Genomic DNA, 25676 nt, shown 5'->3' with positions numbered 1-25676 from the left:
CATGCCCTCCGTCACCCCCGTCAACCTGATCCTGATCGTCCTCACCGTGCTGGTGTCGTGGGCGGCGTTCAACAACCGCCGGCTGCTCGACCGGCTGATCCTGTGGCCGCCGGCGATCGACCGCCACAAGCAGTACGACCGGCTGGTGACCTACGGCTTCATCCACGCCGATTTCCCGCACCTGCTGTTCAACATGGTCACGCTGTACTTCTTCGGCGGCCCGATCGAGGTGCTGATGGAGCGGATGACCGGCAACATGCTGGTGTACCCGCTGTTCTACCTGTCGGCGCTGGTGGTCTCGATCCTGCCCAGTTACCTGAAGAACCAGAAGAACCCCAACTACATGAGCCTGGGTGCGTCCGGCGCGGTCTCGGCGGTGCTGTTCGCCTTCATCCTGATGGCGCCGTGGACCGGGATCTTCTTCTTCTTCATCCCGATCCCCATCCCGGCGATCCTGTATGCCGTGTTCTACGTCGGCTACAGCATCTGGATGGACCGCCGCGGCGGCGACAACGTCAACCACAGCGCGCACCTGGCCGGCGCGGCGTTCGGCGTGATGTTCCTGCTGATCATGGAGCCGTCGGTGCTGCAGCACTTCCTGGGCGAGCTGGCCAACCCGCGCTTCGGCCGCGGGTGATGCGCGGCGCGGCGGCAGCTACGTGGGAGCGTGGCGCCGCGCGATTTTGAGACGTTGAGGGAGACGCCGGGCGCGTGGGTGCGGCCGTGCACGACCGCCATTGCGCATGGGTGGCTGCGGCGGCCGTGTGGCCGCCGGCGGCGCTCAGCGGGTCTGCTGCCCGCGCAGCTGCACCTTGGCGCTGCCGATGCTGGCGTTCTCGTAGGTGCGCTTGAGGCGCTGGTAGACCTCGTCGTCGAGCTGCTGGAACTCGCCGCCCTGGTGATCGCCGCTGACCGACAGTTGGAACAGCCCTTCCAGCAGGGAGGCGTTGTGGTCGCCCTGGTCGTATTTGCTCTCGTTCTCGCTCATGCGCGTGGCTCCCTGTTGGATCGCTGCGTGATGGGAGGTGCAACTCCCATGCCAGGTTTTCGGACTGTCCTGGCGGTATCGGCCGCGCGCGGCACGACTTGAGCGGCGGGCGGCTGACGCGCCGCGTCGGCGGCATGACGCGTTGGGGCACAGGTGCTTCACATGGCCGCGGCAAGCGGCAGCGGACACTGCGTGCTCCGCGCCCCGTCCATTTCCGCATGTCCGCAGCCAACGTCCCGATCGCGCACGATCCGCAACAGCGCCGCTTCACCCTGGAGGTCGACGGCCATCGCGCCGAACTCGACTACGTGCTGGAGCAGGGGCGCATGGTCATCACCCACACCGGGGTGCCGACGCCGATCGGCGGGCGCGGCCTGGCGGCGCAGCTGGTCACCGCCGCGCTGGACCACGCGCAGGCACAAGGCTGGAAGGTGGTGCCGGCGTGTTCGTACGCGGCGGTGTTCATCCAGCGGCATCCGCACTACGCCGCGCTGCTCGGTTGAGCGTGCGGCATCGCAACGGCGCGATAATGCGCGCACTTCCACAAACATCGCAGGAACAGGGGCAGTCGACGTGAGCAGGGCAAAGACGATGGGTAATGGGCGGATGGCATGGACGGCACTGGCGGTCGCGGCGGCGCTGGCAATGGCCGGCTGCAAGCGCGAGGAACCGGCCGCCGCACCGGCGCCCGCCGCGGCACCGGCGCAGAGCGAGGCCACCGCGCCGGCGGCATCGGAGCAGGCGCAGGCCGCGCCGCCGGAACTCAAGGACATCGTCGAACACAGCCCCAGCTATGTGGTCGGCATCACTTTCCCACCATCGATCAACCGTTATCCGGGACTGGCCGACGCGGCCAACCGCTATGCCCAGAGCGCGCGCAGCGAACTGATGGAAGCGGTCGATGGACTCGGCAACGATCGCCCGCGCGCGCCCTACGAACTCTCGCTGCAGTTCGAGATGCTGCTGGAGCGTCCGGACCTGGTGGCGTTGAGCGCCGATGGCAGCCGCTACACCGGCGGTGCGCACGGCGAGCCGCTGGTGGCGCGCTGGGTGTGGCTGCCCCAGCAGCAGCGCATGCTCACCGCCGAGACGCTGATCCCGGATGCGTCGCACTGGAAGCAGGTGGCCGGCTATGTCGCCGCGCAACTGCGCCAGGCCGTGCAGACACGGGTCGATGCCGAGCAGGTACCGCCGGAGGATCAGGAGGAGCAGGTGCGCAGCGCCAGCAAGATGATCGCCGAAGGCACCGAGCCGCAGGCCAGCAACTTCAGCCAGTTCCAGCCGCTGGTCGATGCGGCGGGCAAGATCACCGCGCTGCGCTTCGTGTTCCCGCCGTACCAGGTCGGACCGTACGCCGATGGCACGCAGACCGTGGACGTGCCGGCCAGCGTGCTGCGCGAACTGGTGGCGCCGGAGTACGCACCGCTGTTCGCCGCCTGAGCGTTCGCCGGCGCGCCGCTGCGCGTCGGCGTGTGCCTCCGGTGCATGGCGTCGACAGCGCGCGGGAACGCAACCCATGCCCTCGTCGTGGCGAGGCGCAATGGGTAGGATTGACGGCTACCCCACTTGCAATCGATGTCTCATGGGCAGTTTCGATCAGACCGAGCGACGTGTGGCGCACACCTGCGCGCGCTATCCGGCCTTCCCGCGCGAGCCCGCCGTCCTGGTCCGGCTGGTCAAGCATCTGTACAAGCGCGTGCATGCCAACGCCAGCGGCGTGCTCAAGGACTACGGCATCAGCCCGCCGGAGTACGAGATCCTGATGATGCTGTACGGCACGCCCGAGCAGCGCATCACCCCCACCGAGGTGGCCGAGGCCGCGGGCGAGAAGCCGGCCAACATCACCCGTCTGACCGACAGCCTGTGCAGCAAGGGGCTGCTGTCGCGCACCGCCAGTCCGGACGACCGGCGCAAGGTCGCGCTGACCCTGCAGCCGGCCGGCATCGCCCTGATCGAGCGGCTGCTGCCGGATGTGTGCGCGTTCCTCGATACGGAAACCGCCGCACTGGATGCGGGCGAGCAGCAGCAGTTGGAGGCGCTGCTGAAGAAGATGCTGGCCGGCATCGATGGCCTCGACGCTGCCGACGGCGCAAAGACGCCGGCGGCGCTGCCCTGAGGGCACCTCGAAGACATTGCGTCCGCGGCAATCGAGCGGGATGCGATCTGCGCCGTAGGAGCGGCTTCAGCCGCGACAGGCGCATCGGAAACGCGCGTCGCGGCTGAAGCCGCTCCTACGGGACGCGTTCCGGCATGATCCAGAGATACGAAGGCGCGTTGTCCGGCCGAGCAGTCAGGGCGTCGGGCTGTTGCTAGCGCCAGCCGTGCGCACGTGCGCGCTGCTCGCCGTCTGCATCCAGCGCCTCGCCGGCGATGCGCGCATCCACCGCCTGCAGCACCGCGGCCGGCATCGGGCTGGCCGCCATGCGCATGCCGCCGCCACCGCCGCCCTCGTCGGCGGGCACCAGCAGTTCCACCCGCCATGCGCTGTTGCGCTGGCAGGCCAGGCCGGCGCTGGCGCGCGGCACGGTGAAGGTGCGGCAGTAATGGCCGTCGCGATCGCGGAAGCTCAGGCCGATGCGCACGCTGCCCTGGGGCTGGCCGGACAGTTGCTGCGTGAGCGCCTGCGCCAGCGCGCCCTCGGCAACACCGCCCTGGGTTGCCGCGACCGTCGGGCCGGGCGCGGCACCCTGCGGCAATTGTCGCTGCGTGATCCACAGCCCCAGCAGCAGTGCCGCCGCCAACGCCGCCGGCAGCGCCCAGCGGCGGCGCGCCCGCGGCCGCAGCGGCGTCGGCCGGCTCGCCTGCGCCGTCGCATGGATGGGTGAGGGCGGCAGTGCCGCGACAGCGGCGTCCTGGCTGGGCGTGTCGGTCGGCCGTGCGCGCGCAGCGGCGAGCAGGCGCGCGGGCACGGCTTCGTCCAGCACCGGGGCGAAGCCGGCGCGCAGCCGTGCCTGCAGGCTGCGCAACCGCTCCAGCGCCTGCGCTAGCTGCGGGTCGGTGCGCAGCGCCGCTTCCACTTGCGCGGCCTGCGCCGGCTCCAGTTCGCCGTCGGCGTAGGCCTGCAGGGTGAGTGTGTCGATGCTGGTGTTCATGCGGTCGCCTCCAGTGACGCCTGCAGGGCCTCGCGCCCGCGCGCGAGCCGGCTGGTGAGTGTGCCCAGCGGAATCTCCAGCACCGCTGCGGCATCCTTGTAGGACAGGCCTTCGATCAGCACCAGCGCGATCGCCAGGCGCTGTTCCTCGGGCAGGGCGGCCATCGCGGTCTGCACCGCCATCCAGTCCTGCTGCCGCTCCAGCGGCGTGTCGCCGACGTGTTCGCCCTCGGCGGCATCGACGAACACGTGTCGCCGTCGCCGCTGCGCCCGCACTTCGTCGATCCAGGCGTGGCGGATGATGCCGTACAGCCAGTACTGCAGCGGCGTCTCCGGCCGCCATTGCGCGGCACGGCGCAGCGCGCGTTCGATCGCGATCTGCAGCAGGTCGTCGGCATCCTCGCGCTGGCCGGCAACGGCACGCGCAAAGCGCCGCAGTTGCGGCAGCAGCGTGCAGATGCCGTCGCCGACGGCGGCCGTGGGATCGCCTTGCATGTGGGGGATACGTTCGGCGGAGGCGTTTTCTTCCATGGGCGCGGCGCGGCGTTCACGGCGGGTCGGGATGGCAGGATTAGTGTGGCACGCCAACAGGGGCGGACGACGGAGCGGGGCATGGCGACGGGCAGGCGAATGCGCTGGATGGCCGTGGCATGGCTGGCGGTGGCGACACCGGCGCTGGCGCAGCTGGCGCTGCCGTCGGCCGGCGGGCTGGTGCGGGACGTCACCCAGGGCATGCAGGGCGGCATGAATCGCTTGGGAGAATCGCTGCAGGACGCGCGTGGCGATCTCGAGCGGCTGCGGCTGAAACGCCTGCAGGCGCTGCTGCGCAGCGATCCGCGCGGGCTGGAGCGCGACGAAGGCGGCGCGGTGGTGATGCGCGGGCAGGTGGTGGCGCTGGAACCGGACCCGGCCGCGCTGCAGGCGGCGCAGACGGCCGGCTTCGTGGTGCTGGAGCAACGCAGCTTCGGCGAAGTCGGCCTGCGCCTGGTGGTGCTGCAGGTGCCGTCGGGCCTGTCCACGCGCCGTGCGCTGCAGCAATTGCGCGAGCGCGATCCGCAGGGCGATTACGACTACAACCACGTCTACAGCGGATCGGCGGCGACGTCGCCTGCGCCGGCAGCGGCCAGCGCATCCGCTGTTCCAACGGCCACGGGGGCCGCGCCGGGCGGCTTCGTGGTCGGCTTGATCGACAGCGGCGTGGACGCGGCGCATCCGGCGCTGGCCGGCGTGCAGGTGCACGCCTGGGGCTGCGACGGGCAGGTCCGCGCGCAGCCGCACGGCACGGCGGTCGCTTCGCTGCTGGCCGGACGCGCGGTGGCGCACGGGCCGTTCGCGCGCACGCTGTACGCGGCCGACATCTACTGCGGGCAGGCCGATGGCGGCACCGTGGTCGAGTTGGTCGGGGCGTTGGCCTGGATGGCGCAGCACCAGGTCCCGGTCATCAACATCAGCCTGATCGGCGGCGCCAACCGCGCCCTGCAACTCGCCGTGCAGCGCATGCTCGCGCGCGGGCACGTGCTGGTCGCGGCGGTCGGCAACGACGGCCCGGCGGCACCGCCGCTGTATCCCGCGGCCTATCCTGGCGTCATTGGCGTCACTGCGGTGGATGCACGGGCACGCGTGTTGCCCGAGGCCGGGCGCGGGCCGCAGGTGGCCTTCGCCGCGGTCGGCGAATTGATCGCGGCGGCGCCGCAAGGCCGCTGGCAGAAGCAGCGCGGCACGTCTTTCGCCGCGCCGCTGGTGGCGCGGCTGGCGGCGCAGGCATTGACTCAGCCGAATCCGCAGGCGGCCGCGCAGGTACGCGCGCAGTTGCTGGCGCAGGCGCGCGATCTCGGTGCGCCCGGCACCGATCCGGTGTATGGCGCCGGCCTGCTCGGCGCGGACCTGGCGCTGCAGCGCGCGCCGGGCGGCTGAACGCATTCTGTCTGCGCCCGTGGCGGCGGGGATGTTCTGCGCCGTTCGATGCGTAGGACCAGATGAGAGCCGCAGATGGCCTGCGGCGACACGAGGAGAACGCGATGAACGGCAAGACTCTGTTGGCGAGCGCGGTGCTGGTTGCGTCGGTGGCGTTGACCCCGGGTGTGGCCGGCGCGCAGGTGCTGGGCGGTGCGGGCAGCGTGGGCGGTGCGGTCAACGGCACCCTGGGCGGCTTGGGCGGCGGCAGCCTCGGGGGCAACGGCATGGGCGCCGGCCGCCTGGACGCCGGAGTCCCGCTGGACCGCGCGCGCAGCGGGATCGAGCAACAGTCGCAGCGTGCGCGCATGGCGGCGCAGCGGGCGGCGGCACGTGGCGCCGCCACTGCGGATGGCGCGGCGCAAACTGCCGGCGCCGCGGTGAACGAGGGCCGCACGCTGGCCGGGAATACGGCCGCCAGCGGCAGTGCGGCGGCACGCAGCGCGGCCGCCGGCGCGATGGGCCAGGCCGACGGCGCGCTCGGCGCGGCGACCAGCGCGGCCAACCCCGCGACGGCGGTGTCGACCGCCGGCAGTGTCGCCGGTGCAGTCGATGGCGTGACCGGTAACGCTGCGGGTGCGGCGAGCGCGGCCGGCAGCGGCAGCGGCAACGGCGCCGCCAGCGGCGGCAGCCTGCCGACGGTGCCGGCCCTGTCCGGCAGCGGCAGTGCCAACGGTGCGGCCAGTGGCAGCGCGTCGCACAGCGCGGGCACGCACGGCGGGTCGGTGTCGGGTCAGGCGGGTGCGGGCGGCCAGGGCGGCGCGCAGGCCGGCCATGGTCAGGCGCAGGGGCAGGCCAGCGGCAATGCGTCGGTGGGTGCCAGCATCAACGCCTCCAGCGACAGCCAGTAAGCCGCCGACGGCCGCGCGCGACGCAACACGCGTCGCCATCGCGACGGCAGGCTGAAAAACACGACGCCCGGCTGAGCCGGGCGTCGTGCGTATCGGGTGATGCGGTTGGTCGCGGGTGGAGGTGCTGCGCTGTTGCCGCGAGCGGGCGGCACGGCCGCATGGGCCGTGCCGCGGCGCGCCTCAGCGGGCGCTGGGCGTGGTGGCCGGCGCGGCGTTGAGGCCGCGCTTCTCCAGCAAGGGCTCGATCTGCGGGGCGTGCCCGGCGAAGTCCTGGAACAGCTGCATCGCATCGACGCTGCCGCCGCGCGAAAGCAGCGTCTTGCGGAAGCGGTCGCCGTTGGCGCGGCTCAGCCCGCCGTGCTGCTTGAACCACTGCTGGGTGTTGGCGTCCAGCACCTCGGACCAGATGTAGGCGTAGTAGCCGGCCGCGTAGCCGCCCATGATGTGGCTGAAGTAAGGCGTGCGGTAGCGCGGCGGCACCGGCGCGTAGGCGATGCCGTCGGCGGCCAGCGCCTTGGCCTCGAAGTCCATCACGCCCGACGCCGGCGGCACCTGACCGGGGCTGAGCTGGTGCCAGCGCTGATCCAGCATGGCCGCGCCCAGGTACTCGGTGGTGGCGAAGCCCTGGTTGAACTTGGCGGTGGCCACCACCTTGTCCAGCAGCGCCTGCGGCATCGGCGCGCCGCTCTGGTAGTGCTTGGCGTAGTGCTTGAGGATGGCCGGATCGTCGGCCCACATCTCGTTGACCTGCGAGGGGAACTCGACGAAGTCGCGCGGCACGCTGGTGCCGGAGAAGTAGGGGTACTTCACGTTCGAGAACATGCCGTGCAGCGCATGGCCGAACTCGTGGAACGCGGTGGTGACCTCGTCCCAGGTCAGCAGGGTCGGTTGCCCGGCCGGCGGCTTGGGGATGTTGAGGTGGTTGGCGACCACCGGCTTGTCGCCGGTCAGCGCCGACTGCGACACGTAGGAGCTCATCCAGGCACCGCCGCGCTTGGATTCACGCGCGTACATGTCGGCGATGAAGATCGCCAACTGGCTGCCGTCGGCGTCGAACACGTCGTAGACCAGCACGTCGTCGCGGTAGGTCGGCAGGTCGGTACGCTGCTTGAAGGTCAGCCCGTACTCCTGGTTGGCGGCGTAGAACACGCCGTTTTCCAGCACGTTCTTCAGTTCGAAGTAGGGCTTGAGCTGGGACTCGTCGAAGTCGTACTTGGCCTGGCGCACCTTCTCGGTGTAGTAGGCCCAGTCCCAGGCTTCGAGCTTGAAGCTCGGCTTGCCGGCGGCCTTCTGCTCCTGGTCGATCATCGCCTGCAGGTCGGCGGCCTCGCGCTTGGCGTTGGCCACCGCGGCCGGCGCCAGCTTGCCGAGCATGGCGTTGACCGCTTCGGGGGTCTTGGCGGTCTGGGTTTCCAGCGAGTAGGTGGCGTGGTTCGGGTAGCCGAGCAGCTTGGCGCGGTCGGCCCGCAGGGTCATGATCCGCGATACCAGCGCGGTGTTGTCGTACGGGCCGCCGTGGCTGCCGCGCGACACCGAGGCCTCGTAGATCTTCTGCCGCAGGGCGCGATCCTTGAGCTGGGCCAGCGGCGGCTGGCCAGTGGTGTTGAGCAGGGCGATCACGTACTTGCCGTCGAGCTTGCGCGCCTTGGCCGCTTCGGCGGCCGCGGCGATCTGCGCGTCGGACAAGCCGTCGAGCTGCTTGACGTCGTCCACCACCACCGCCGCGGCGTTCACTTCGGCCAGCACGTTCTGGCTGAACTTGGTGCCCAGCTCGGCCAGTTCGGCGTTCATCGCCTTGAGCTTGGCCTTGTCGGCGTCGCCGAGCTTGGCGCCGTCGCGGACGAAGTCGCTGTGGTACTTCTCGATCAGGCGCACGCCTTCCGCGTCCAGGCCGAGCTGGTTGCGGGTGTCGTACAGCGTCTGGATGCGCGCGAACAGCTTGGGATTGAGCGCGATCGCATCGCGGTGCGCGGCCAGCTTGCCGGCGTACTCGGCCTGCAGTGTCTTGCGCGTGTCGTTGGTGTCGGCACCGACCAGGTTGAAGAACACGGTGGTGGCGCGATCCAGCACCTGCCCGCTCTTCTCCATCGCCACGATGGTGTTGTCGAAGGTCGGCTTGGCGGTCTGATCGGCGATGGCCTGCATTTCCTTCAGCTGCTGCGCCATGCCGGCGTCGAACGCAGGCGCGAAATCGCTGTCCTTGATCTTGTCGAACTGCGGGTAGTGCAGCGGCAGCGGGCTTTCGGCGAAGAACGGGTTGGCCTGCGTGGCCGCGGTGGTGGCGGTGGGCGTGGTGGCCGGAGCGGCGTAGGCGGGCATGGCGAGTCCGAGCGTGGCGGCGAGGGCAAGGGCGAGGCGAGAGGTCATCAAGCGGTATCCGCAATCGTGGTGATCCGGCAGGCTACCCCAGGCCGGCAGGCGTGACCCGTGACGAAAGCCATGGGAGCGTTGCAGCATCTGCGCGTGTTGCTCGAGGCTTTGCGGCATCTGGCGTGAACGTTGATGCAGTGCGCTCTCCGGCACCGCTATGAGTCGGTGCAGGCGCATATGGGGGGCGCTGGCAGCGTGTTGTATTCATCCGTGCGGGCGACGCGGACGCGCGCGTAGGGCCGGCAGTTGGCGATGCCTGCGGCCACCGCGTAGCATCGCGCCGAACCCGCGCCGCAGCGGCGCGCCGCGCCTCAAGGATCCACATGGATACGCCGACCACCGCCTACGCCTTCACCGCGACCACGCTGGATGGACAGGCGCAGCCGCTCGCCGAGTACGCCGGCAAGGTGCTGCTGATCGTCAACGTCGCCTCCAAGTGTGGCTTCACGCCGCAGTACGCCGGGTTGCAGGCGCTGTGGCAGCGCTATCGCGATCGCGGCTTGGTGGTGCTGGGCTTTCCCTGCGATCAGTTCGGCCATCAGGAACCGGGCGATGCCGCGGAAATCCGCCAGTTCTGTTCGCTCAGTTACGACATCGATTTCCCGATGTTCGCCAAGGTGCAGGTCAACGGCGACGGCGCGCATCCGCTGTGGCGCTGGCTCAAGCAGCAGAAATCCGGGCTGCTCGGCATCGCCGCGATCAAGTGGAATTTCAGCAAGTTCCTGGTCGGTCGCGATGGCCAGGTGCTGGCGCGTTATGCGCCGACCGACAAGCCGGAAGCGCTGGCCGACGCTATCGAGCGGGCGCTGGGGTAAGTGGGTAACTGGGGTAGCTGCGGGTACCGGTCGCTGCTCTTGTGGGAAGTCCCTCCCACAATATTTCGCCACTATTCGCTTTGACCTGCCGCCGTGTCGCTTATGCCGGTAGGAGCGGCTTCAGCCGCGACCTTTACCGGTAACGCCCGTCGCGGCTGAAGCCGCTCCTACGACGGGAGAAATGCAGCCCCGTCACTTCTCGACGAACGCGCGCTCGAACACGTAATGCCCCGGCGAACCGATGCGCGGCGAGGCGACGAAGCCGCGGGCGTCCAGGGTGTGGCGCAGGTCGGCCAGCATCTGCGGACTGCCGCAGATCATCGCGCGGTCATGTTCCGGATTCAGCGGCGGCAGGCCCAGGGTGCGCTGCATCTCGCCGCTCTCGAGCAATTCGGTGAGGCGGCCGCGGTTGCGGAAGTCCTCGCGGGTCACCGCCGGGTAGTACAGCAGCTTCTCGCGGATGGTCTCGCCCAGGAACTCGTGCTGCGGCAGTTCCTTCTCGAAATAGTCGCGGTAGGCCAGGTCCTTCTCGAAGCGCACGCCATGGGTGAGGATCACCTTGTCGAAGCGCTCGTAGGTTTCCGGATCCTTGATCACCGACAGCCACGGCGCCAGGCCGGTGCCGGTGCCCAGCAGGTACAGGTGGCGGCCCGGGTGCAGGTCGCTGATCAGCAGGGTGCCGGTGGGCTTCTTGCCGACCAGCACCGAGTCGCCGGGCTTGATGTGCTGCAGGCGCGAGGTCAGCGGGCCGTCCGGCACCTTGATGCTGAAGAACTCCAGTTGCTCTTCCCAGTTGGCGCTGGCGATGGAATAGGCGCGCAGCAGCGGCCGCGTCTCCGTCTCCAGGCCGATCATCACGAACTGGCCGTTGTCGAAACGGAAGCCGTCGTTGCGGGTGGTGGTGAAGCTGAAGTAGTCCTCGGTCCAGTGGCGGACATCGAGCACCGTTTCGGGGCCAAAAGCGGAAGACATGCCGTTGATCGTGATGGGGAAGGAACGGCGGCCATTCTACCCCATGCGGGTTCAAATGAGATCAACTCTCATTTGTGGTGCCGTGCCGATCCTGGCGAAGCGGCTCACTTCTCGAACGAGACCTCGTAGGACAGGTACAGCGGCGCCTGCGGCGGCGCCAGCAGCGGGCGTTGGCGCAGGAAGCGCTCCAGGCACAGCGCGAGCGGGGTGGTGCCGTTGCGCCAACTGGCGCCGACGCTGCCGTCGGCCTGCACCTGCACCACCACGGTGAACGGCGAGGTGTCCGGGCGCGGCGTGGCGCAACTGGCCACGCCCTCGTCCAGCGCCGCGCGCTGCAGGGTCTGCAGGCGTTCCTCCATCGCCGCCGGCAGGCCGGCCTCGTCGCGGTCGGCCAGGGCCTTGGCCGCGGCGTAGTCGGAGGGCGCCGGCGTGTCCGCGGCGGGAGCGGCAACGGCCGGGACGGCGAGGGCGGCGGCGAACAGACAGAGCAGGGTGCGGAGCATGGCGGCGTCGGGAGGGGGCGGACCAGGCTCAACGATACCCAGCGGCCTGCAATTCGAACAGTTCCGCGTAGCGGCCGCCCTGCGCCATCAGTTCGTCGTGGGTGCCGCTGGCCTCGATCCGGCCGTCGGCCAGGACCAGGATGCGGTCGGCCATGCGCACGCTGGAGAAGCGGTGCGAGATCAGCACCGCGGTACGGTTGTCGGACAGCTCTTTGAAGCGCTGGAACACCTCGAACTCGCTGCGCGCGTCCAGCGCGGCGGTCGGCTCGTCGAGGATCATCACCTGTGCGTCGCGCATGTAGGCGCGGGCGATGGCGATCTTCTGCCACTGCCCGCCGGACAGGTCCACGCCGGTCTTGAAGCGGCGCCCGATCACCTGCGCGTAGCCCTGCGGCAGGCCGTCGATCAACTCGGCGGCCATCGCCCGCTGCGCGGCGGCGCGGATCCGCGGGGCATCGTCCAGCGCGTCGACCTGGCCGACGCCGATGTTCTCGCCGGCGCTGAAGTGATAGCGCACGAAATCCTGGAAGATCACCCCGAGGTTGGCGCGCAGGTCGTCCAGGTCGTAGTCGCGCAGGTCGCGCCCGTCGAGCAGGATGCGGCCCTCGTCCGGGTCGTACAGCCGCGCCAGCAGCTTGACCAGGGTGGTCTTGCCGGCGCCGTTCTCGCCGACCAGGGCCAGCACTTCGCCGGCGCGCAGGGCGAAGTCCAGGTGCCGCACCGCCCATTGCTCGGCGTCCGGGTAGCGGAAGCCGACGTTATCGAACACGAAACCCTGCACGATCGGTCGCGGCACCGGCACCGCGCCGGGGCGGGTGCGGATCTCCGGGACGATGCGGAAGAACGAGTACAGGTCGTCCAGGTACAGCGCCTGCCCGGCGACCTGCGAGAAGCCGATCAGCAGCCCCTCCAGCAACTGCCGCAGGCGCAGGAAGCTGCCGGCCAGGAAGGTCAGGTCGCCGATGCTGAAGTCGCCGCGCACGGTGCGCCAGGCGATGTAGCCGTAGGCCCCGTAGTAGCCCAGCGTGCCCAGCGCCGCCAGCAGCGTGCCCCACAGCATGCGCTTGCGTGCCAGCGCGCGGTTGGCCTGGAAGTAGCGGTCGGCCAGGGCGCGGTAGCGCGCGATCAGGAAGTTGTGCAGGTTGAAGATCTTCACTTCCTTGGCGGTCTCGACGCTGGCGCCGAGCTGGCGCAGGTAGTCGAGCTGGCGGCGCTCGGCCGTCCACTGGAAGTTGAGCGAGTAGCCCAGCGCGTTGAAGTGCGCCTCGCCGATGAAGGCCGGCACCAGCGCCACCGCCAGCAGGGCGATGAGCCACGGCGCGTAGACCAGCAGGCCGACCGCGAAGCTGACCACGGTGATCGCGTCCTGCACCTGGCCGAACAACTGGCTCATCAGGTTCATGCGGCCCATGGTCTGGCGCCGCGCGCGGTCCAGCCGGTCCTGTTGTTCCGGATCCTCGAAATCCTCCAGGTCCAGTTGCGCGGCGTGCTCCATCAACTGCACGCTGGTGGTGTTGTTGAACAGCTCCGACAGCAGCGTGTCGGCATAGCTGACCAGCCGCCCGAGCAGGTCCGAGGCGATCGCCAGCGCCAGTTCCAGGGCCAGCAGTTCCAGCAGCCGGTTCAGGCGGCCGCTGGCCAGGGCCTGGCCCAGCGCGTCGAAGCCGGGCGATTGCCCGACCAGGTGGATCGCCTCGTCGATGATCAGCTTGCCGACGTACAGCGAGGCCACCGGCAGCAGCGCGCGGACCACGCGCAAGCCGATGCTGCTGAGCGTCAGCCAGCGGCTGGTCTGCCAGATCTGGCGCAGGAACGGCGGCAGGTTGCGCATCGCGTCGAAGCGCTCGCGCAGGCTCGGGCCGGTGCGGGGCGCGGTGCGGGCGCCGCCATGAGAAGGGGAAGAAGATGCCATCAGCGCATTGTGCCGGGGGCGGGTGTGGGCGGGGAGTGTGGGCCGCGCCGGGGCGCCGGCTGCACCGGCGCTGACCCGGGTGGTTGGCGCGCGACCTCCGAAGGCGAGGCGTCGGTTAGTCTCGTCGATGTCCCGCCGAGGCTGTTGCCATGTCCGATCCCGTCGCGCCTATCGTCGCCCCCGTGGGTGCGCACCTGCCATCGCGGCGCGAGCTGCTCGGTTGCGCGGTCTTCGTTCTGTTCGCCGCCGCGCTGCTGTGGTGGGGCAACGCCGTCATGGTGGTGCTGACGCTGTCGTATGTCGGCTTCGCGATCGGCTACAGCGTGTTTCGCTTGTTCGGTGGCCGCGGCGGCATCGACCTCGATCAGGTGTGGCGCGAGGTGCTCAATGCGGTTCTCGGTCTAGGCTGATGGGGGCGGCGCGGGCTGTCCGGTGCGCCGGCCGTGTCATGCGCGTCCCGCACCCTCACCCCAACCCCTCTCCCGGTGGGAGAGGGGCTGATCGCGGCGGGGGCCTCTTTCGGCTTATTCGTCCAGCCGCAGTGTCAGGCACTTGGCGGCGCCGCCGGCCTTGAGGAATTCGTCCAGCGGGGTCTGCACCACGCGGTAGCCGATCGCGGCCAGGGCGGCGCACAGGTCGGGCGAGGCGCGGTTGAGCAGCAGGGTGTCGTCCAGGTCCACCGCATTGCAGGCGAAGGCGAGGGCGTCGGCCTCGCCGATGACGATGCGCCGCGATGCGGGGATGTGCTGGGCGATCGCCTGCTGCGCGTCGGCATCGAACGCGGCCGGGTAGTACAGCAGGTAGCCGTCGCGCAGCGGGCAGAAGCAGGTGTCCAGGTGATAGAAGCGTGCGTCGACCAGGCGCAGCGGCACCACCTCGATGTCCAGCAGGTCGGTCAGTTCGTGCGCGGCGGCCAGGTCGCTGCGGTGGCCGTGGCCCATCCACAGCCGGCGCGCGCCGCGGTCCAGCAGCGCATCGCCGGCGCCTTCGAAATACACCTGTTCCGGCAGTTCGCGGATGCGCAGGTCGGCCTGGCGGCACCAGGCGGTGAACAAGGCTTCCTCGCCGCGGCGCTCGGCGTGGCGGAAGCGGCTGGGCACGAAGCGATCGCCGAGCACCAGGCCGGCGTTGGCGCTGAATACCATGTCCGGCAGGCCCGGCGCCGCGGCGATGCAGTCGACGCGGGCACCTGCCGCCTCGGCGGCGGCCACCAGTGCGTTCCACTGCGCCTGCGCGCGCTCGCGGCTGGCGGCGTGGACGTTGCCTTCCATCCAGGGGTTGATCACGTAGTCCACCGCGAAGTGCTGCGGCGCGCACATCAGCAGGCGGTGGCGATGGCCGGCGCCAGTGTGGAACTGCGGCTCGGGGGACGCGAGGGCCAGGTCGGTCTCCTCGGCCAGGCCGCCAGCAAGGACGTTCTCGATCATGCGCGCGCTCCGCGTTGAGATGCGCGCCACGCTAGCGGCGCCGTGTTGCGAGGACATGTCGGTGGACGTGTTGCGGGATGATCAGCCATTCGGCTGCTGAAAAGCCGGGGATTCGGGACTGGGGTGGGGTCCGTGCAAGCAGAACCGCGCACGCTGTGGGCCTGCCTGGCGTTGGCGTGCGTGGTCGTGCGTCCAGCGGCGAGCATCCGGGAGTTTTGATGCGCCAGGCATCTTTGCCGACTACGCGATCCTGCCTCCGAATCCGAATCCGAATCCGAATCCGAATCCGAATCCCCAATCCCCAATCCCCAATCCCCAATCCCCAATCCCCAATCCCAGCGCGCAGCGCCTTTACGGCAGTGCCGGCTGCAGTCCCACGCCCAGCCGGTTCCAGGCGTTGATCACCGCCACCGCCATGGTCAGCGCGCTGATCCCGGCCGGATCGAACTGCGCTGCCAGCGCGTCATAGACGGCCTGCGGCGGCGCGCCGGCGGGCAGCGTGGTCAGCGCCTCGGCCCAGTCCAGCGCGGCGCGCTCGCGGGCGTCGAAGAAGCGGCTGTCGCGCCAGGCGGCGAGGGTGTCGAGCTTGCGCGGCTCGGTCCCGGCGCGGCGCAGGGCGGTGGCGTGCATGTCGATGCAGTAGGCGCAGCCGTTGAGCTGGGAGACGCGCAGGAACACCAGTTCGGTGAGGGCGCTGCCGAGCGTGCCGTCGTGGACCTGCTGGCTGGCGCCGAGCAGGGCGCGGTACGCCTCGGGTTCGTGGCGGGTGTAGTCGATGCGGTGGAAAGGCATGGTGGGTCCGAGCATGGCGGCCACCATGGCCGCCTTCCCCTCCAGGACGCGGCGGCGCGTCCCGGCGTGACAGCGCCGGCGCAGGTCAGTCGTCGGCGGCAGGCGGCGCCACCGGCACCGGCAGCTTGTCCGGGTTCATCAGGGTCAGCACCTCGGCGATGCGCTCGCCGTCGATCACCAGCACCGTCGCCGAGTGCAGCCGTGGCCCCAGGAAGCGCAGGATCGCCGGTTCGCCGTTGACCGTGCCGATCCGCGCCTGCAGGCCCAGGCTGCGCCGCGCCACGGCCCAGTACAGCCGGCCGATGCGCTCGGCGCCGTGCAAGGGGCGCAGGCTGGCGGTGACCTTGCCGCCGCCGTCGGAGCGCAACTGCGCGTCGGCATGCAGCAGGGCGGCGATGGCGGCGCGGTCGCCGCGCTGCGAGGCGTGCAGGAAGCGCTCCAGCAACTGGCGGTGGCGCTCGGGCGTGACCGCGAAGCGCGCCTGGCCCTGGCCGAGCCGCTCGCGCGCCCGGTGCACCAGTTGCCGGCAGCCGGCCTCGCTGCGCTCCAGGGTGCGGCCGATCTGCGCGTAGTCGTAGTCGAACGCCTCCTTCAGCAGGAACGCGGCGCGCTCGTGCGGGCCGAGCCGCTCCAGCAGCGCCAGGAACGCCAGCGACACCTGTTCGGTGCGGTCATGGCGCTCGGCCGGGTCGGCGGCGTCGGCGATCTCCAGCGGTTCGGGCAGCCACGGGCCGACGTAGTGGACGCGGGCGCTGCGCGCCGCGCGCAGGCGGTCCAGGCCGAGCCGGGTGGTGGCGGTCACCAGCCAGGCTTCGGGGTCGCGGATCGCGCCGCGGTCGCTGGCCTGCCAGCGCAGCCAGGCGTCCTGCACGGTGTCCTCGGCGTCGGCGCGGCTGCCGAGCAGGCGGTAGGCCAGGCCGAACAGCCGTGGGCGGTGGGATTCGAAGGTCGGATCGTGGGTCATGACGACCAGGACGGAACAGGGCGTACCGGCGTGACAGCGGGCGGGGCCGCCACTTTGCCCTAAAATGGGCGGGTTTCCCCCCGCCAGCCGCAGAGCCAGCCGTGACCTCGATCAAGCAGGAAGACCTCATCCAGTCCGTCGCCGACGCGCTGCAGTACATCAGCTACTACCACCCGGTCGACTACATCAAGAACCTGTCCGCGGCCTACGAGCGCGAGCAGTCGCCGGCGGCCAAGGACGCCATCGCGCAGATCCTGATCAATTCGCGCATGTGCGCCGAGGGCCACCGGCCGATCTGCCAGGACACCGGCATCGTCACCGTGTTCCTCGAGATCGGCATGAACGTGCGCTGGGACGACGCCACCATGGGCGTGGAGGACATGGTCAACGAGGGCGTGCGCCGCGCCTACAACCATCCGGACAACAAGCTGCGCGCTTCGGTGCTGGCCGACCCGGCCGGCAAGCGCCAGAACACCAAGGACAACACTCCGGCGGTGGTCAACGTGAAGGTCGTCCCCGGCGACACCGTCGACGTCATCGTCGCGGCCAAGGGCGGCGGCTCCGAGGCCAAGAGCAAGTTCGCCATGCTCAACCCGTCCGATTCCATCGTCGACTGGGTGCTCAAGACCGTGCCGACCATGGGTGCCGGCTGGTGCCCGCCGGGCATGCTCGGCATCGGCATCGGCGGCACCGCCGAGAAGGCGATGCTGCTGGCCAAGGAAGCATTGATGGAGCCGATCGACATCGTCGACCTGCAGGCCCGCGGTGCGTCCAACCGTGCCGAGGAACTGCGCCTGGAGCTGTACGAGAAGGTCAACGCGCTGGGCATCGGTGCGCAGGGCCTGGGTGGCCTGACCACGGTGCTGGACATCAAGGTCAAGGACTACCCGACCCACGCCGCCAACCTGCCGGTGGCGCTGATCCCCAACTGCGCGGCCACCCGCCATGCGCACTTCACCCTGGACGGCAGCGGCGCGGTGATGCTGGATCCGCCCTCGCTGGAAGACTGGCCCAAGCTCACCTACAACCCGACCAATGCGCGCCGGGTGAATCTGGACACCATCACCCGCGAGGAAGTTGCCAGCTTCAAGCCGGGCGAGACCATCCTGCTCAACGGCAAGCTGCTGACCGGCCGCGACGCCGCGCACAAGCGCATGATCGACATGCTCAACCGCGGCGAGACGCTGCCGGTGGACTTCACCAACCGCTTCATCTACTACGTCGGCCCGGTCGATCCGGTGCGCGACGAAGTGGTCGGCCCGGCCGGCCCCACCACCGCCACGCGCATGGACAAGTTCACCCGGCAGATGCTGGAGCAGACCGGCCTGCTGGGCATGGTCGGCAAGTCCGAGCGCGGCGATGCGGCGATCGCCGCGATCCGCGACAACAAGGCGGTGTACCTGATGGCGGTCGGCGGCTCGGCCTACCTGGTGTCCAAGGCGATCAAGGCCAGCAAGGTGCTGGCGTTCGAAGACCTGGGCATGGAGGCGATCTACGAGTTCGAGGTCAAGGACATGCCGGTGACCGTGGCGGTCGATGCCAGCGGCGAGTCGGTGCACAAGACCGGCCCGCGCGAGTGGCAGGCCCGCATCGGCAAGATCCCGGTGGTGGTCGAGGCCTGATCGGCGGCGGCGCGAACGCCGGCGAGGATGCCGGCGTTCCGCGCGGCGCTGGCGGCGCGCCGGCGTCGCGGCAATAATCGGCGCTGGTTCCACCTCCGGGGAAAGCGTCGTGTCCATCGTGCTTTATGGTTCGCCCAGTACCGCCTCGTTCGTCGTGCACTGGTTGCTGATCGAACTGCAGGTCGATTTCGAACTGCGCATGCTCGATTTCGAGCGCCAGGAGCAAAAAAGTCCCGAGTATCTGGCGATCAACCCGCAGGGGCGGGTGCCGACCCTGGTGCTGGACGGGCAGGTGCTGACCGAATCGGTCGCCATCGCCATGCATCTGGCTGACCTCTATCCGCATGCCGGCCTGGCGCCGCCGCCGGGCACGCCCGAGCGTGCGGCCTACTACCGCTGGATGCTGTTCGGCGCCTACACCCTGATGCCGGCCTACCGCGCCTGGTTTTACGCCGACGAACCGGCCGGCGCCGACAACGCCGAGCACGTGCGCGCCAACGCCCGCGCGTTCCTGGAAAAGGCCTGGGATGAGGTGGCGACCCAGCTGGAGCAGGGCGGCCCCTATCTGCTCGGCGAACACTGCAGCGCCGCCGACTTCGTGCTGGTCATGCTGATGCGGTGGTCGCGCAACATGCCGCGGCCCACCGACACCTGGCCGGCGCTGAAGGCGCTGGCCGACAGGATGAAGGCGCGCCCGGCGTTCCACGAAGCCTATCGGCGGGAAGGCATTACCGACTGGATGTGAGTGGCGGCGCACAGGCGCCGCGTCGGACGTCAGCGGCCGCAGCGTTGTCTAGCGTCGGTGACCGTGTTTTCCCTGTCCTCGTCCCAGGACAACGCGCAGGCGCTCGCGGACGCTGCACTAACGCGTGCTTTTTCCTGGCCTGCGCCCTGGGAATCGAAACCAAGGACCCATGGATCGAAGGCAGGCGCGCTGACCGTTCGCGTGGTGTGCCTCGCGCATGGAAGCGCCGGGTAGCGCTGAGCGACGCAGGGCGTCGCCGTCCTGCGTCACGTTGTCGCACCCGCCACCACAGTCGGCCCGCCGCCGGCTCTGCCGCCTAGAATCGCCTGGTGTCTTTCCTCCGTGCTCCCGCCCGACTGCGCCGCCTGATGCGTTGGCCCGCCTTGCTGGCCGCGCTGTTGCTGGTGGTCGCGCCGGTGGCCAGCCGCCTGCTCGAGGCGGCGACGCTGCCGGTGCCGTTGTGCACCGCGGCCGGATTGCAGGCCGACGCCGACCTGCAGCCGCAGCACGGCGCCGTCCACGCCGGCCACGAAGACGCGTCGGGCGTGCAGCGCGACCATGGCTCGGCGCACGCCGCCTGCGACTACTGCCTGCTCGCCGCACGGCTGTTGCCGTGGCTGGCGATCGTCCTGCTGCTAGCCGCTGCGCTGCCCGCGCCTGCAACCGCGACGCCATTGCGTCATCGCATCCACGCCGCCGTGCGCTGGCGCGCGCACGCCGCGCGCGGACCGCCACTCAATCTCCAGAACGCCCTCCTGCTTCCGGTGCGCTAGGCGCGCCGGCGCCGTTCTTTTCTGGAGTCCAATCCATGTCCCAGTTCCTGCCGTCGCCCGCGCGGGCGGCGTTGTCGTGCTGCATTTTCGCCAGTCTGTTTCCCGCGTCCGGCCATGCCGAGGCGCCCGACGCCACCACCCTCGACCGGATGCAGGTGACCGCCACCGCCCCGGTCGCACCGCTGACCTGGACGGTCGATCCGAAGCTGCCGCGGCAGCCGGTGCCGGCCAGCGATGGCGCCGACTACCTGAAGACCGTGCCCGGCTTCGCCGCGATCCGCAACGGCGGCACCAATGGCGATCCGGTGCTGCGTGGGATGTTCGGCTCGCGCCTCAACGTGCTCAGCAACGACGGCACCCTGATCGGGGCGTGCCCGGCGCGCATGGACAACGCCTTGTCCTACATCGCCCCGGAAACCTTCGACCGGCTCACCATCGTCAAGGGCCCGCAGACCGTGCGCTGGGGGCCCGGCGCCTCCGCCGGCACCGTGCGCTTCGAGCGCGACACCCCGCATTACGCCGTGCCGACGTTGCAAGGCGAGGCCAGTGCGCTGGTCGGCTCCTGGAACCGCAACGACCAGAACCTCGATCTGCGCGGCGGCAACCGCAGCGGCTACGCGCGCGTGGACGCCAACCGCTCCGAGTCCGGCGACTACCGCGACGGCGATGGCGCGGTGGTGCCCTCGCGCTGGCGCAAATGGAATGCCGATGCCGCGGTCGGCTGGACCCCGGACCCGGACACCGTGCTGGAGTTCTCCGCCGGCAGCGGCGATGGCCTGGCGCGCTATGCCGGGCGCAGCATGGACGGCAGCCAGTTCCGCCGCACCAGCTATGCCGCGCGCTTCGAGCGCACCGATCTGCCCGGCGCCTGGGAGGCGTTGCGCGCCAATGCCTATGTCAACGATGCCGACCACGTCATGGACAACTACACGTTGCGCCGGCCCAATCCGCAGTCGGCGATGCCGATGCCGATGGCCTCCAACGTGGACCGGCGTACCCGCGGCGGGCGCGTGGAATCGGAGTGGCGCTGGAACCAGGTGGTGGTCCAGGCCGGCCTCGACACCCAGCAAAGCCGCCACCGCGACCGCAGCGCCAGCGGCGAGGGCATGTACCGGAGCGTGCCGTGGCGGACCGATGCGCGGTTCGACACCCTGGGCGCCTTCACTGAAGCCACCTTCGGCGCCGGCACGGCACAACGCTGGATCGCCGGCCTGCGCCTGGACCGCGCGCAGGTCGAGGACACCCGCCGCAGCGTCGGCATGATGGGCATGCCCAATCCCACCGCCGGACAGACGCGCCGCGAAGACCTGGGCAGCGTCTTCCTGCGCGTGGAGCGCACCCTCTCGGCCGACACGGTTTGGTATGCCGGCCTCGGCCGCAGCGCACGCATGCCCGACTACTGGGAATTGTTTTCCGCCGACATGGGCCCGAGCGGCGCGGCCAACGCCTTCGCCGGGCTGCGCCCGGAGCGCACCACCCAGCTCGATCTCGGCCTGCAGTACCGCGGCGCGACCGTGCAAGGCTGGGTCTCCGCCTACGCCGGGCGGGTGCAGGACTTCATCCTGTTCACCTATGCCGAGGGCGGGATGATGGGCACCACCACTCGCGTCGACAACGTCGATGCGCGCATCGCCGGCGCCGAGGCGGGACTGGACTGGCAGCCGCTGCCGGGCCTGACCCTCGGCGGCACGCTGGCCTATGCCTGGGGCGAGAACCGCAGCGACGGCACGCCATTGCCGCAGATGCCGCCGCTGGAATCGCGGCTGCAGGTGCAGTGGGAAGGGCAGCGCTGGTCGGCTGGGGCACTGCTGCGCGCGGTTGCGCGGCAGGGTCGGGTGGCGTTGGACCAGGGCAACGTGGTCGGCCGCGACCTCGGCCGCAGCGCCGGTTTCGCCACGCTGGGGCTGAGCGGCGGCTACCGGGTCAGCGAGGGGCTGCGGCTGAGCGCCGGCATCGACAACGTGTTCGACCGGCGCTACAGCGAACATCTCAACCTGGCCGGCAGCGCCGATTTCGGCTTCCCGGCCGACCCGGTGCGCATCGCCGAACCGGGCCGCAACCTGTGGCTGAAGGGCAACTACCGGTTCTGAGCGATCGGCGAGCGCGGCGCGGTCGCGTGGCGGCTGCGCCGCCGTCGGAGTGGGGCGGCGACGCGCCCTCGAAGAGGCCCCATGTGCAGCGCGCATCGCGACCGCGCGTGCGCGAAAAACTATGAAGTCAGCTTGCGCATGCCGTGGCCGCAGCAACGCGGCACTCCGCGCTGTCGTGCGCGACGGACGCATGGCCAGCGCGCGCGACGCCCAGCTGGGCGGCGCGCGCGTCGCTCAGCCGTGGCGGCTCAGAACCACTCCAGCAGCGAGATGCCGACGCCGACGTAGGTGGCGCGGTGGTTGTAGTCGATCATGCTTTCGCCGTAGCCGTCGAACACCTGCACATGGCCGCGCAGCAGGTTGCTGATCGGGAAGCCCCAGTCCAGTTGCACCGCGCCGTGCGAGCGGTCGCCGCCGCGCAGCGAGTGCCGCGCCATCAGCGCCACCTCGTGGCCGTTGCGGTTGTAGATCAGGGTCGCGTCGCCGCGGCCCATGTAGTCCTCGATGTCCGGGTTGTTGTCCTGCTTGCGGCTCTCCGGGATGCGGTACCAGGGGCGCAGCACCAGCGCCCAGTTGTCGCGGTCCAGGCCGATGTTGAGCATCGCCCGGTTCCAGCTGCGCGACAGCGGATCGCTGCGGCCGTTGGACTGGTGGGTCAGCTGGATGCCGGTCATCCGCCCCTTCCAGCCGAACAGGCTGTAGTTGTTGCGGAACACCAGCATCAGTTCCGGCTCGTAGTTGGTCTCGCGGAACGGCCGCGATTGCTCCGCGTTGTAGACCTGCCAGCGCGAGCTCTGGGTGTAGCCGCCCCACAGGTCGCCGTTGTCGCCGAAGATGTTCTCCACGATCTTGGTCTTGAAGCTCAGCTGGAACTTCGCCTCCACGCTGTCCAGCGGCTCGGCGGTGGTCACCGTGTTGGCCGGGTTCGGCGAGGACGGCAGTTCGTTCTTCTTGCTGGTCCAGAACGCCGGCAGCAGGTACACCGGCTTGTAGGCGCGCAACTGGAAGGTGCCCAGCTTGGAGTCCTTGGCCAGTTCCCAGCGGCTGTCCAGCAGCGAGCCCTTGCCGGCATTGGCGATGGTGCTGTCGTAGCGATCCTCCTTGAAGATCGCCGCGGCCCGCTGGCGGGCGCGTTCGGCGACGCCGGCGTCCTCCGGCAGGGTCGCGTCCAGTTTCTGCTTCTGGCGTTCGCTGGCGGCCTGCGCCGCGGCGTCGGCGGCCTGCGGGTCGGCGGTCCGGCGCGACAGTGCCTGGTCGTAGCAGGCCAGGCGGGCGGCATCGCTGGAGATGGCCACGCAGGCTTCCGGCGAGGCGGGGGTGGGCAGGACTTCCTGCGCGTGCGCAAGCGGCACGGCCGCGATCGACAGCAGTAACAGGGGACGGACCTGGCGGTGGGACATGCGGTTCTCGCTGCAACGGGCGGCGCGGGCGGGTGGTGCGCTGCCGGGGTAAATGGCCGGCAGCGAAAATACAGGAAGTGACGACAACAGGGTCATCACACGTTCATGCTGTCGCCGCGACGCCGTCTTCAGGCGTGCTGCTTCAGAGCACCCAGGCCACCGCGAACAGCGCAAGCATCGCCAGCGCCAGGCCGAGCTTGGCGGCGGTGCCCAGCACGATCCCCAGCCAGGTGCCGACCCCGACCCGGGTCGCCTGCCGCAGTTCGCGGCCGTGCCAGTATTCCCCGACCAGGGCGCCGACGAAGGGGCCGACGAACAGCCCGATCGGCATGAAGAACATGCCGGCGATCCCGCCCAGCACCGACCCCCACAGCGCCTTGCGGCTGGCGCCGACGCGCTGCGCGCCGAAGGCGGTGGCCAGCAGGTCGACCAGCAGCGACAGCGCGGTCAGCACGCCCAGCACCGTCAGCGTCGGCCAGCCCACGCGCTGGAAGCCGTCGGCCCAGGCCGCCAGCAGCAACCCGGCGAACATCAGCGGCGTCCCCGGCAGGGCCGGCAGCACGACCCCCGCCAGCCCGACCAACACCAGCAGCCCGGCACACAGGTAATAGATGAACGCAGGGTCCATGTGGCTCACCGCGGGGGCAGTTTGGGGGTTGACAGATGGGGTCTTTTTGATGATTGCATTTTCATTTTGGCCGGGGTAAGTTGCAGCCGCTGCGTTTGCAAAGGTCACCGTGAATCGTGGCCTGATGCGGTAGATCCATCGATCCGCTACATCGTTATACCTCGCTTCCTCCTTGCAACCAGCCGCCGCACCCCCGGCGTACCCACCCCTGAGACGTGTTCCAAGGAGTAAGTCGATCATGAACGGTACTGGCAATCGCGAAAACGGCATCGTGAAGTGGTTCAACGATGCCAAGGGTTTCGGTTTCATCAGCCGCGAGAACGGCGAAGACGTGTTCGTGCACTTCCGCGCCATCCAGACCCAGGGCTTCAAGAGCCTGAAGGAAGGCCAGAAGGTCAGCTTCACCGTGGTGCAGGGCCAGAAGGGCCTGCAGGCCGACGCGGTGCAGCCGCTCTGAGTCGCCGTCGCGCGCCGCGTCGCGCCACGCGCAGCAAAAAGGCCCGCAGTGCGGGCCTTTTTGCGTTTCAGGCAATGCCGCCGGCGCGAATCAGCGCGGCACCACGCGCCCGTTGACCACGCGCACGTAGGTGTTCTCGCGCACGCCGGCCAGGTCGCGCTGGTTGACCACGATCACCCGACCGTCGTCCATCTGCACGTGCACGTCGTAGGTGTCGCTGGTGACGTTCTTCTGGATCTGGTTGCCGGCCAGCGCGCCGGCCGCCGCGCCGGCTACCGCCGACACGTTCTGGTTGCCCTTGCTGCCGCCGGTGTGGTCCGAAATCTCGTGGCCGGCGACCGCGCCGACGATGCCGCCCAGGATCGCGCCGGTGGCCGACGGCGCGGTGCGGCCCGAGGACACGGTGTCGATGCGGGTGACGATGCCGCAGTCGGCGCAGCGGGTCTGGGTGTAACCGCCGCGCGCCGGCTGGCTGTAGCCGCCGCCGTAACCGCCGCCATAGCCGGGGGACGTGGCGCAGCCTGCCAGCGCCAGGGTCGCCACGGCAGCGGTGGCCATCAGTTGAATCTTCATGGGTGCTCTCCTCGACAGACAGTGTGTGGAGCGCGGCGGCAGCGCCGCGTTCGCACGCATCCTGTCCACCCCTGCGTGAATGCAACGCCAACCCTGGCAGGTGCCGTTCAGCCTCGCCGCGGCCGGCGTCAGCGGCAATTCATGCAAGCGTGCGAGGGGGCAGTCGGCACACAGCGCGTCGGCGGCTCCGCGATCTGCGCAATGGCACGGCGGCGGAAACGCGGACCGTGTCGACATCGATCTGCGCGGATCGCATGCCGCCAGACGGGCGCAGGACGTTCGTCCGAGCTCGTCGGATGCTCAGCGGAAATCGCGGTGGCAGGCGTCGCAGCGTTCGTCGATCCGCTGGCGTGCCTGCACCAGCGCGGCGCAGTCGGCCGGCGGCTGTGCCAGCGCCGCATCCACGCCGGCGCGCAGCGCCTCGGCGTGCTCGCGAAAGCGACTGTCGTCGGCCAGGTCGGGGAACGCCGTGTCCAGCGTGTCGCCGAGCAGGCGCAACGTGCGCAGGCGCGCCTGCGGACCGGCGCCGCTGCATTGCCGGTGCGCCGTGTCGCGTTCGAGCAACGCCAGTTGCTTGCCCATGACCTGCATCAGGCTGCGCGGGAACGGATCCTGCCGCGCCTGTACCGCGCGCAGCGCCATCACCGTCAGCACCAGGCCGAGCAGCAGTCCGGCCAGCAACACGAACAGATAGCGGGAGACGGAGGCGGGTGGCGTCGGCTTGGCCATGGCGGCAGGCGCGGCGGGAAG

General features: G+C 70.1%; 27 protein-coding genes. 13 read left to right on the top strand and 14 right to left on the bottom strand.

Annotated features, from left to right (window positions below):
• Position 1 precedes the first annotated feature (1 nt).
• On the top strand, positions 2 to 637 hold the full coding sequence (locus Q7W82_RS15040; protein ID WP_017909504.1) for a rhomboid family intramembrane serine protease: 636 nt from the start codon (positions 2 to 4) through the stop codon (positions 635 to 637).
• A 144-nt stretch (positions 638 to 781) separates the two neighbouring features.
• Here the strand turns inward: Q7W82_RS15040 and Q7W82_RS15035 are convergent, their stop codons facing one another.
• Positions 782 to 988 carry a hypothetical protein gene (locus Q7W82_RS15035; RefSeq protein ID WP_242160497.1) on the bottom strand — a complete coding sequence of 69 codons (207 nt, stop codon included), beginning with the start codon at positions 986 to 988 and terminating at the stop codon, positions 782 to 784.
• Between the two features lie 218 nt (positions 989 to 1206).
• Between Q7W82_RS15035 and Q7W82_RS15030 the strand changes: the two genes are divergently transcribed.
• The 3 genes from Q7W82_RS15030 (at position 1207) to Q7W82_RS15020 (ending at position 3104) form a co-directional block, all read left to right on the top strand.
• Positions 1207 to 1491 carry a GNAT family N-acetyltransferase gene (locus Q7W82_RS15030; RefSeq protein WP_242160496.1) on the top strand — a complete coding sequence of 95 codons (285 nt, stop codon included), beginning with the start codon at positions 1207 to 1209 and terminating at the stop codon, positions 1489 to 1491.
• A 103-nt stretch (positions 1492 to 1594) separates the two neighbouring features.
• Positions 1595 to 2428 carry a DUF3298 and DUF4163 domain-containing protein gene (locus Q7W82_RS15025; protein WP_242160495.1) on the top strand — a complete coding sequence of 278 codons (834 nt, stop codon included), beginning with the start codon at positions 1595 to 1597 and terminating at the stop codon, positions 2426 to 2428.
• 142 nt (positions 2429 to 2570) lie between these two features.
• On the top strand, positions 2571 to 3104 hold the full coding sequence (locus Q7W82_RS15020) for a MarR family transcriptional regulator (protein ID WP_242160494.1): 534 nt from the start codon (positions 2571 to 2573) through the stop codon (positions 3102 to 3104).
• A 193-nt stretch (positions 3105 to 3297) separates the two neighbouring features.
• Here Q7W82_RS15020 and Q7W82_RS15015 read toward each other — a convergent pair whose 3' ends face one another.
• On the bottom strand, positions 3298 to 4080 hold the full coding sequence (locus tag Q7W82_RS15015; RefSeq protein ID WP_242160493.1) for a hypothetical protein: 783 nt from the start codon (positions 4078 to 4080) through the stop codon (positions 3298 to 3300).
• Positions 4077 to 4610 carry an RNA polymerase sigma factor gene (locus Q7W82_RS15010; protein ID WP_242160492.1) on the bottom strand — a complete coding sequence of 178 codons (534 nt, stop codon included), beginning with the start codon at positions 4608 to 4610 and terminating at the stop codon, positions 4077 to 4079. Before Q7W82_RS15010 ends, Q7W82_RS15015 begins: the two co-directional genes overlap by 4 nt.
• Positions 4611 to 4718: 108 nt before the next feature.
• Between Q7W82_RS15010 and Q7W82_RS15005 the strand changes: the two genes are divergently transcribed.
• On the top strand, positions 4719 to 5993 hold the full coding sequence (locus tag Q7W82_RS15005) for a S8 family serine peptidase (protein WP_242160491.1): 1275 nt from the start codon (positions 4719 to 4721) through the stop codon (positions 5991 to 5993).
• Positions 5994 to 6097: 104 nt separating this feature from the next.
• Complete coding sequence (locus Q7W82_RS15000; protein WP_242160504.1) at positions 6098 to 6883, top strand: hypothetical protein; 786 nt, start codon at positions 6098 to 6100, stop codon at positions 6881 to 6883.
• A 180-nt stretch (positions 6884 to 7063) separates the two neighbouring features.
• Here the strand turns inward: Q7W82_RS15000 and Q7W82_RS14995 are convergent, their stop codons facing one another.
• Complete coding sequence (locus tag Q7W82_RS14995; RefSeq protein WP_242160490.1) at positions 7064 to 9250, bottom strand: M3 family metallopeptidase; 2187 nt, start codon at positions 9248 to 9250, stop codon at positions 7064 to 7066.
• A gap of 326 nt (positions 9251 to 9576) precedes the next feature.
• Here Q7W82_RS14995 and Q7W82_RS14990 point away from each other — a divergent pair, with 326 nt between their 5' ends.
• On the top strand, positions 9577 to 10068 hold the full coding sequence (locus Q7W82_RS14990) for a glutathione peroxidase (RefSeq protein WP_242160489.1): 492 nt from the start codon (positions 9577 to 9579) through the stop codon (positions 10066 to 10068).
• Positions 10069 to 10260: 192 nt separating this feature from the next.
• Here the strand turns inward: Q7W82_RS14990 and Q7W82_RS14985 are convergent, their stop codons facing one another.
• The 3 genes from Q7W82_RS14985 to Q7W82_RS14975 all read right to left on the bottom strand — a co-directional run bounded on the left by Q7W82_RS14985 (position 10261) and on the right by Q7W82_RS14975 (position 13455).
• Complete coding sequence (locus tag Q7W82_RS14985) at positions 10261 to 11040, bottom strand: ferredoxin--NADP reductase (protein ID WP_026143480.1); 780 nt, start codon at positions 11038 to 11040, stop codon at positions 10261 to 10263.
• Between the two features lie 104 nt (positions 11041 to 11144).
• Positions 11145 to 11543, bottom strand: coding sequence for a hypothetical protein (locus Q7W82_RS14980; protein ID WP_242160488.1), 399 nt, complete (start codon positions 11541 to 11543; stop codon positions 11145 to 11147).
• A 28-nt stretch (positions 11544 to 11571) separates the two neighbouring features.
• Positions 11572 to 13455 carry an ABC transporter ATP-binding protein gene (locus tag Q7W82_RS14975; protein ID WP_242160487.1) on the bottom strand — a complete coding sequence of 628 codons (1884 nt, stop codon included), beginning with the start codon at positions 13453 to 13455 and terminating at the stop codon, positions 11572 to 11574.
• A 149-nt stretch (positions 13456 to 13604) separates the two neighbouring features.
• On the opposite strand from Q7W82_RS14975, the gene Q7W82_RS14970 reads away from it, so the two are divergent.
• Positions 13605 to 13865, top strand: coding sequence for a hypothetical protein (locus Q7W82_RS14970; RefSeq protein ID WP_242160486.1), 261 nt, complete (start codon positions 13605 to 13607; stop codon positions 13863 to 13865).
• 114 nt (positions 13866 to 13979) lie between these two features.
• Here the strand turns inward: Q7W82_RS14970 and Q7W82_RS14965 are convergent, their stop codons facing one another.
• From Q7W82_RS14965 to Q7W82_RS14955, 3 genes are all read right to left on the bottom strand, one after another.
• A complete protein-coding gene (locus Q7W82_RS14965; protein WP_242160485.1) occupies positions 13980 to 14882 on the bottom strand; it encodes an arginine deiminase-related protein in 903 nt (300 codons plus the stop codon).
• A 351-nt stretch (positions 14883 to 15233) separates the two neighbouring features.
• Positions 15234 to 15674: a carboxymuconolactone decarboxylase family protein gene (locus Q7W82_RS14960; protein ID WP_242160484.1), complete on the bottom strand. Its 441-nt coding sequence runs from the start codon at positions 15672 to 15674 to the stop codon at positions 15234 to 15236.
• 85 nt (positions 15675 to 15759) lie between these two features.
• Positions 15760 to 16638 (bottom strand): RNA polymerase sigma-70 factor, encoded by an 879-nt coding sequence (locus Q7W82_RS14955; protein ID WP_242160483.1) that lies wholly within the window; start codon positions 16636 to 16638, stop codon positions 15760 to 15762.
• A gap of 101 nt (positions 16639 to 16739) precedes the next feature.
• Here Q7W82_RS14955 and Q7W82_RS14950 point away from each other — a divergent pair, with 101 nt between their 5' ends.
• From Q7W82_RS14950 to Q7W82_RS14935, 4 genes are all read left to right on the top strand, one after another.
• A complete protein-coding gene (locus Q7W82_RS14950; protein ID WP_017912810.1) occupies positions 16740 to 18260 on the top strand; it encodes a fumarate hydratase in 1521 nt (506 codons plus the stop codon).
• 109 nt (positions 18261 to 18369) lie between these two features.
• Positions 18370 to 19005 carry a glutathione S-transferase family protein gene (locus Q7W82_RS14945; protein WP_242160482.1) on the top strand — a complete coding sequence of 212 codons (636 nt, stop codon included), beginning with the start codon at positions 18370 to 18372 and terminating at the stop codon, positions 19003 to 19005.
• Between the two features lie 368 nt (positions 19006 to 19373).
• Positions 19374 to 19778, top strand: coding sequence for a DUF2946 family protein (locus Q7W82_RS14940; protein ID WP_242160481.1), 405 nt, complete (start codon positions 19374 to 19376; stop codon positions 19776 to 19778).
• Between the two features lie 35 nt (positions 19779 to 19813).
• The gene (locus Q7W82_RS14935; protein WP_242160480.1) at positions 19814 to 21868 is read left to right on the top strand and encodes a TonB-dependent copper receptor; all 2055 of its coding nucleotides are present in this window, start codon (positions 19814 to 19816) and stop codon (positions 21866 to 21868) included.
• A 248-nt stretch (positions 21869 to 22116) separates the two neighbouring features.
• On the opposite strand, the gene Q7W82_RS14930 is transcribed toward Q7W82_RS14935, so the two are convergent.
• Positions 22117 to 23268, bottom strand: a complete 1152-nt coding sequence (locus tag Q7W82_RS14930) for a phospholipase A (protein ID WP_242160479.1) — start codon at positions 23266 to 23268, stop codon at positions 22117 to 22119.
• Positions 23269 to 23410: 142 nt separating this feature from the next.
• The gene (locus Q7W82_RS14925; RefSeq protein ID WP_242160478.1) at positions 23411 to 23896 is read right to left on the bottom strand and encodes a DUF456 domain-containing protein; all 486 of its coding nucleotides are present in this window, start codon (positions 23894 to 23896) and stop codon (positions 23411 to 23413) included.
• Positions 23897 to 24134: 238 nt separating this feature from the next.
• Here Q7W82_RS14925 and Q7W82_RS14920 point away from each other — a divergent pair, with 238 nt between their 5' ends.
• Positions 24135 to 24353: a cold-shock protein gene (locus Q7W82_RS14920; protein ID WP_242160477.1), complete on the top strand. Its 219-nt coding sequence runs from the start codon at positions 24135 to 24137 to the stop codon at positions 24351 to 24353.
• A 90-nt stretch (positions 24354 to 24443) separates the two neighbouring features.
• Here the strand turns inward: Q7W82_RS14920 and Q7W82_RS14915 are convergent, their stop codons facing one another.
• Both Q7W82_RS14915 and Q7W82_RS14910 read right to left on the bottom strand, forming a co-directional pair.
• Positions 24444 to 24926: a glycine zipper 2TM domain-containing protein gene (locus tag Q7W82_RS14915; RefSeq protein ID WP_242160476.1), complete on the bottom strand. Its 483-nt coding sequence runs from the start codon at positions 24924 to 24926 to the stop codon at positions 24444 to 24446.
• A gap of 300 nt (positions 24927 to 25226) precedes the next feature.
• On the bottom strand, positions 25227 to 25655 hold the full coding sequence (locus Q7W82_RS14910; RefSeq protein WP_242160475.1) for a hypothetical protein: 429 nt from the start codon (positions 25653 to 25655) through the stop codon (positions 25227 to 25229).
• Between the last annotated feature and the right edge of the window lie 21 nt (positions 25656 to 25676).

The organism is Xanthomonas indica (genome assembly GCF_040529045.1).
In the GTDB taxonomy this organism is placed as follows: Bacteria; Pseudomonadota; Gammaproteobacteria; order Xanthomonadales; family Xanthomonadaceae; genus Xanthomonas_A; species Xanthomonas_A indica.
Note: the sequence above shows the minus strand (reverse complement) of the source record. Positions and strands in the feature narration are given on the sequence as shown.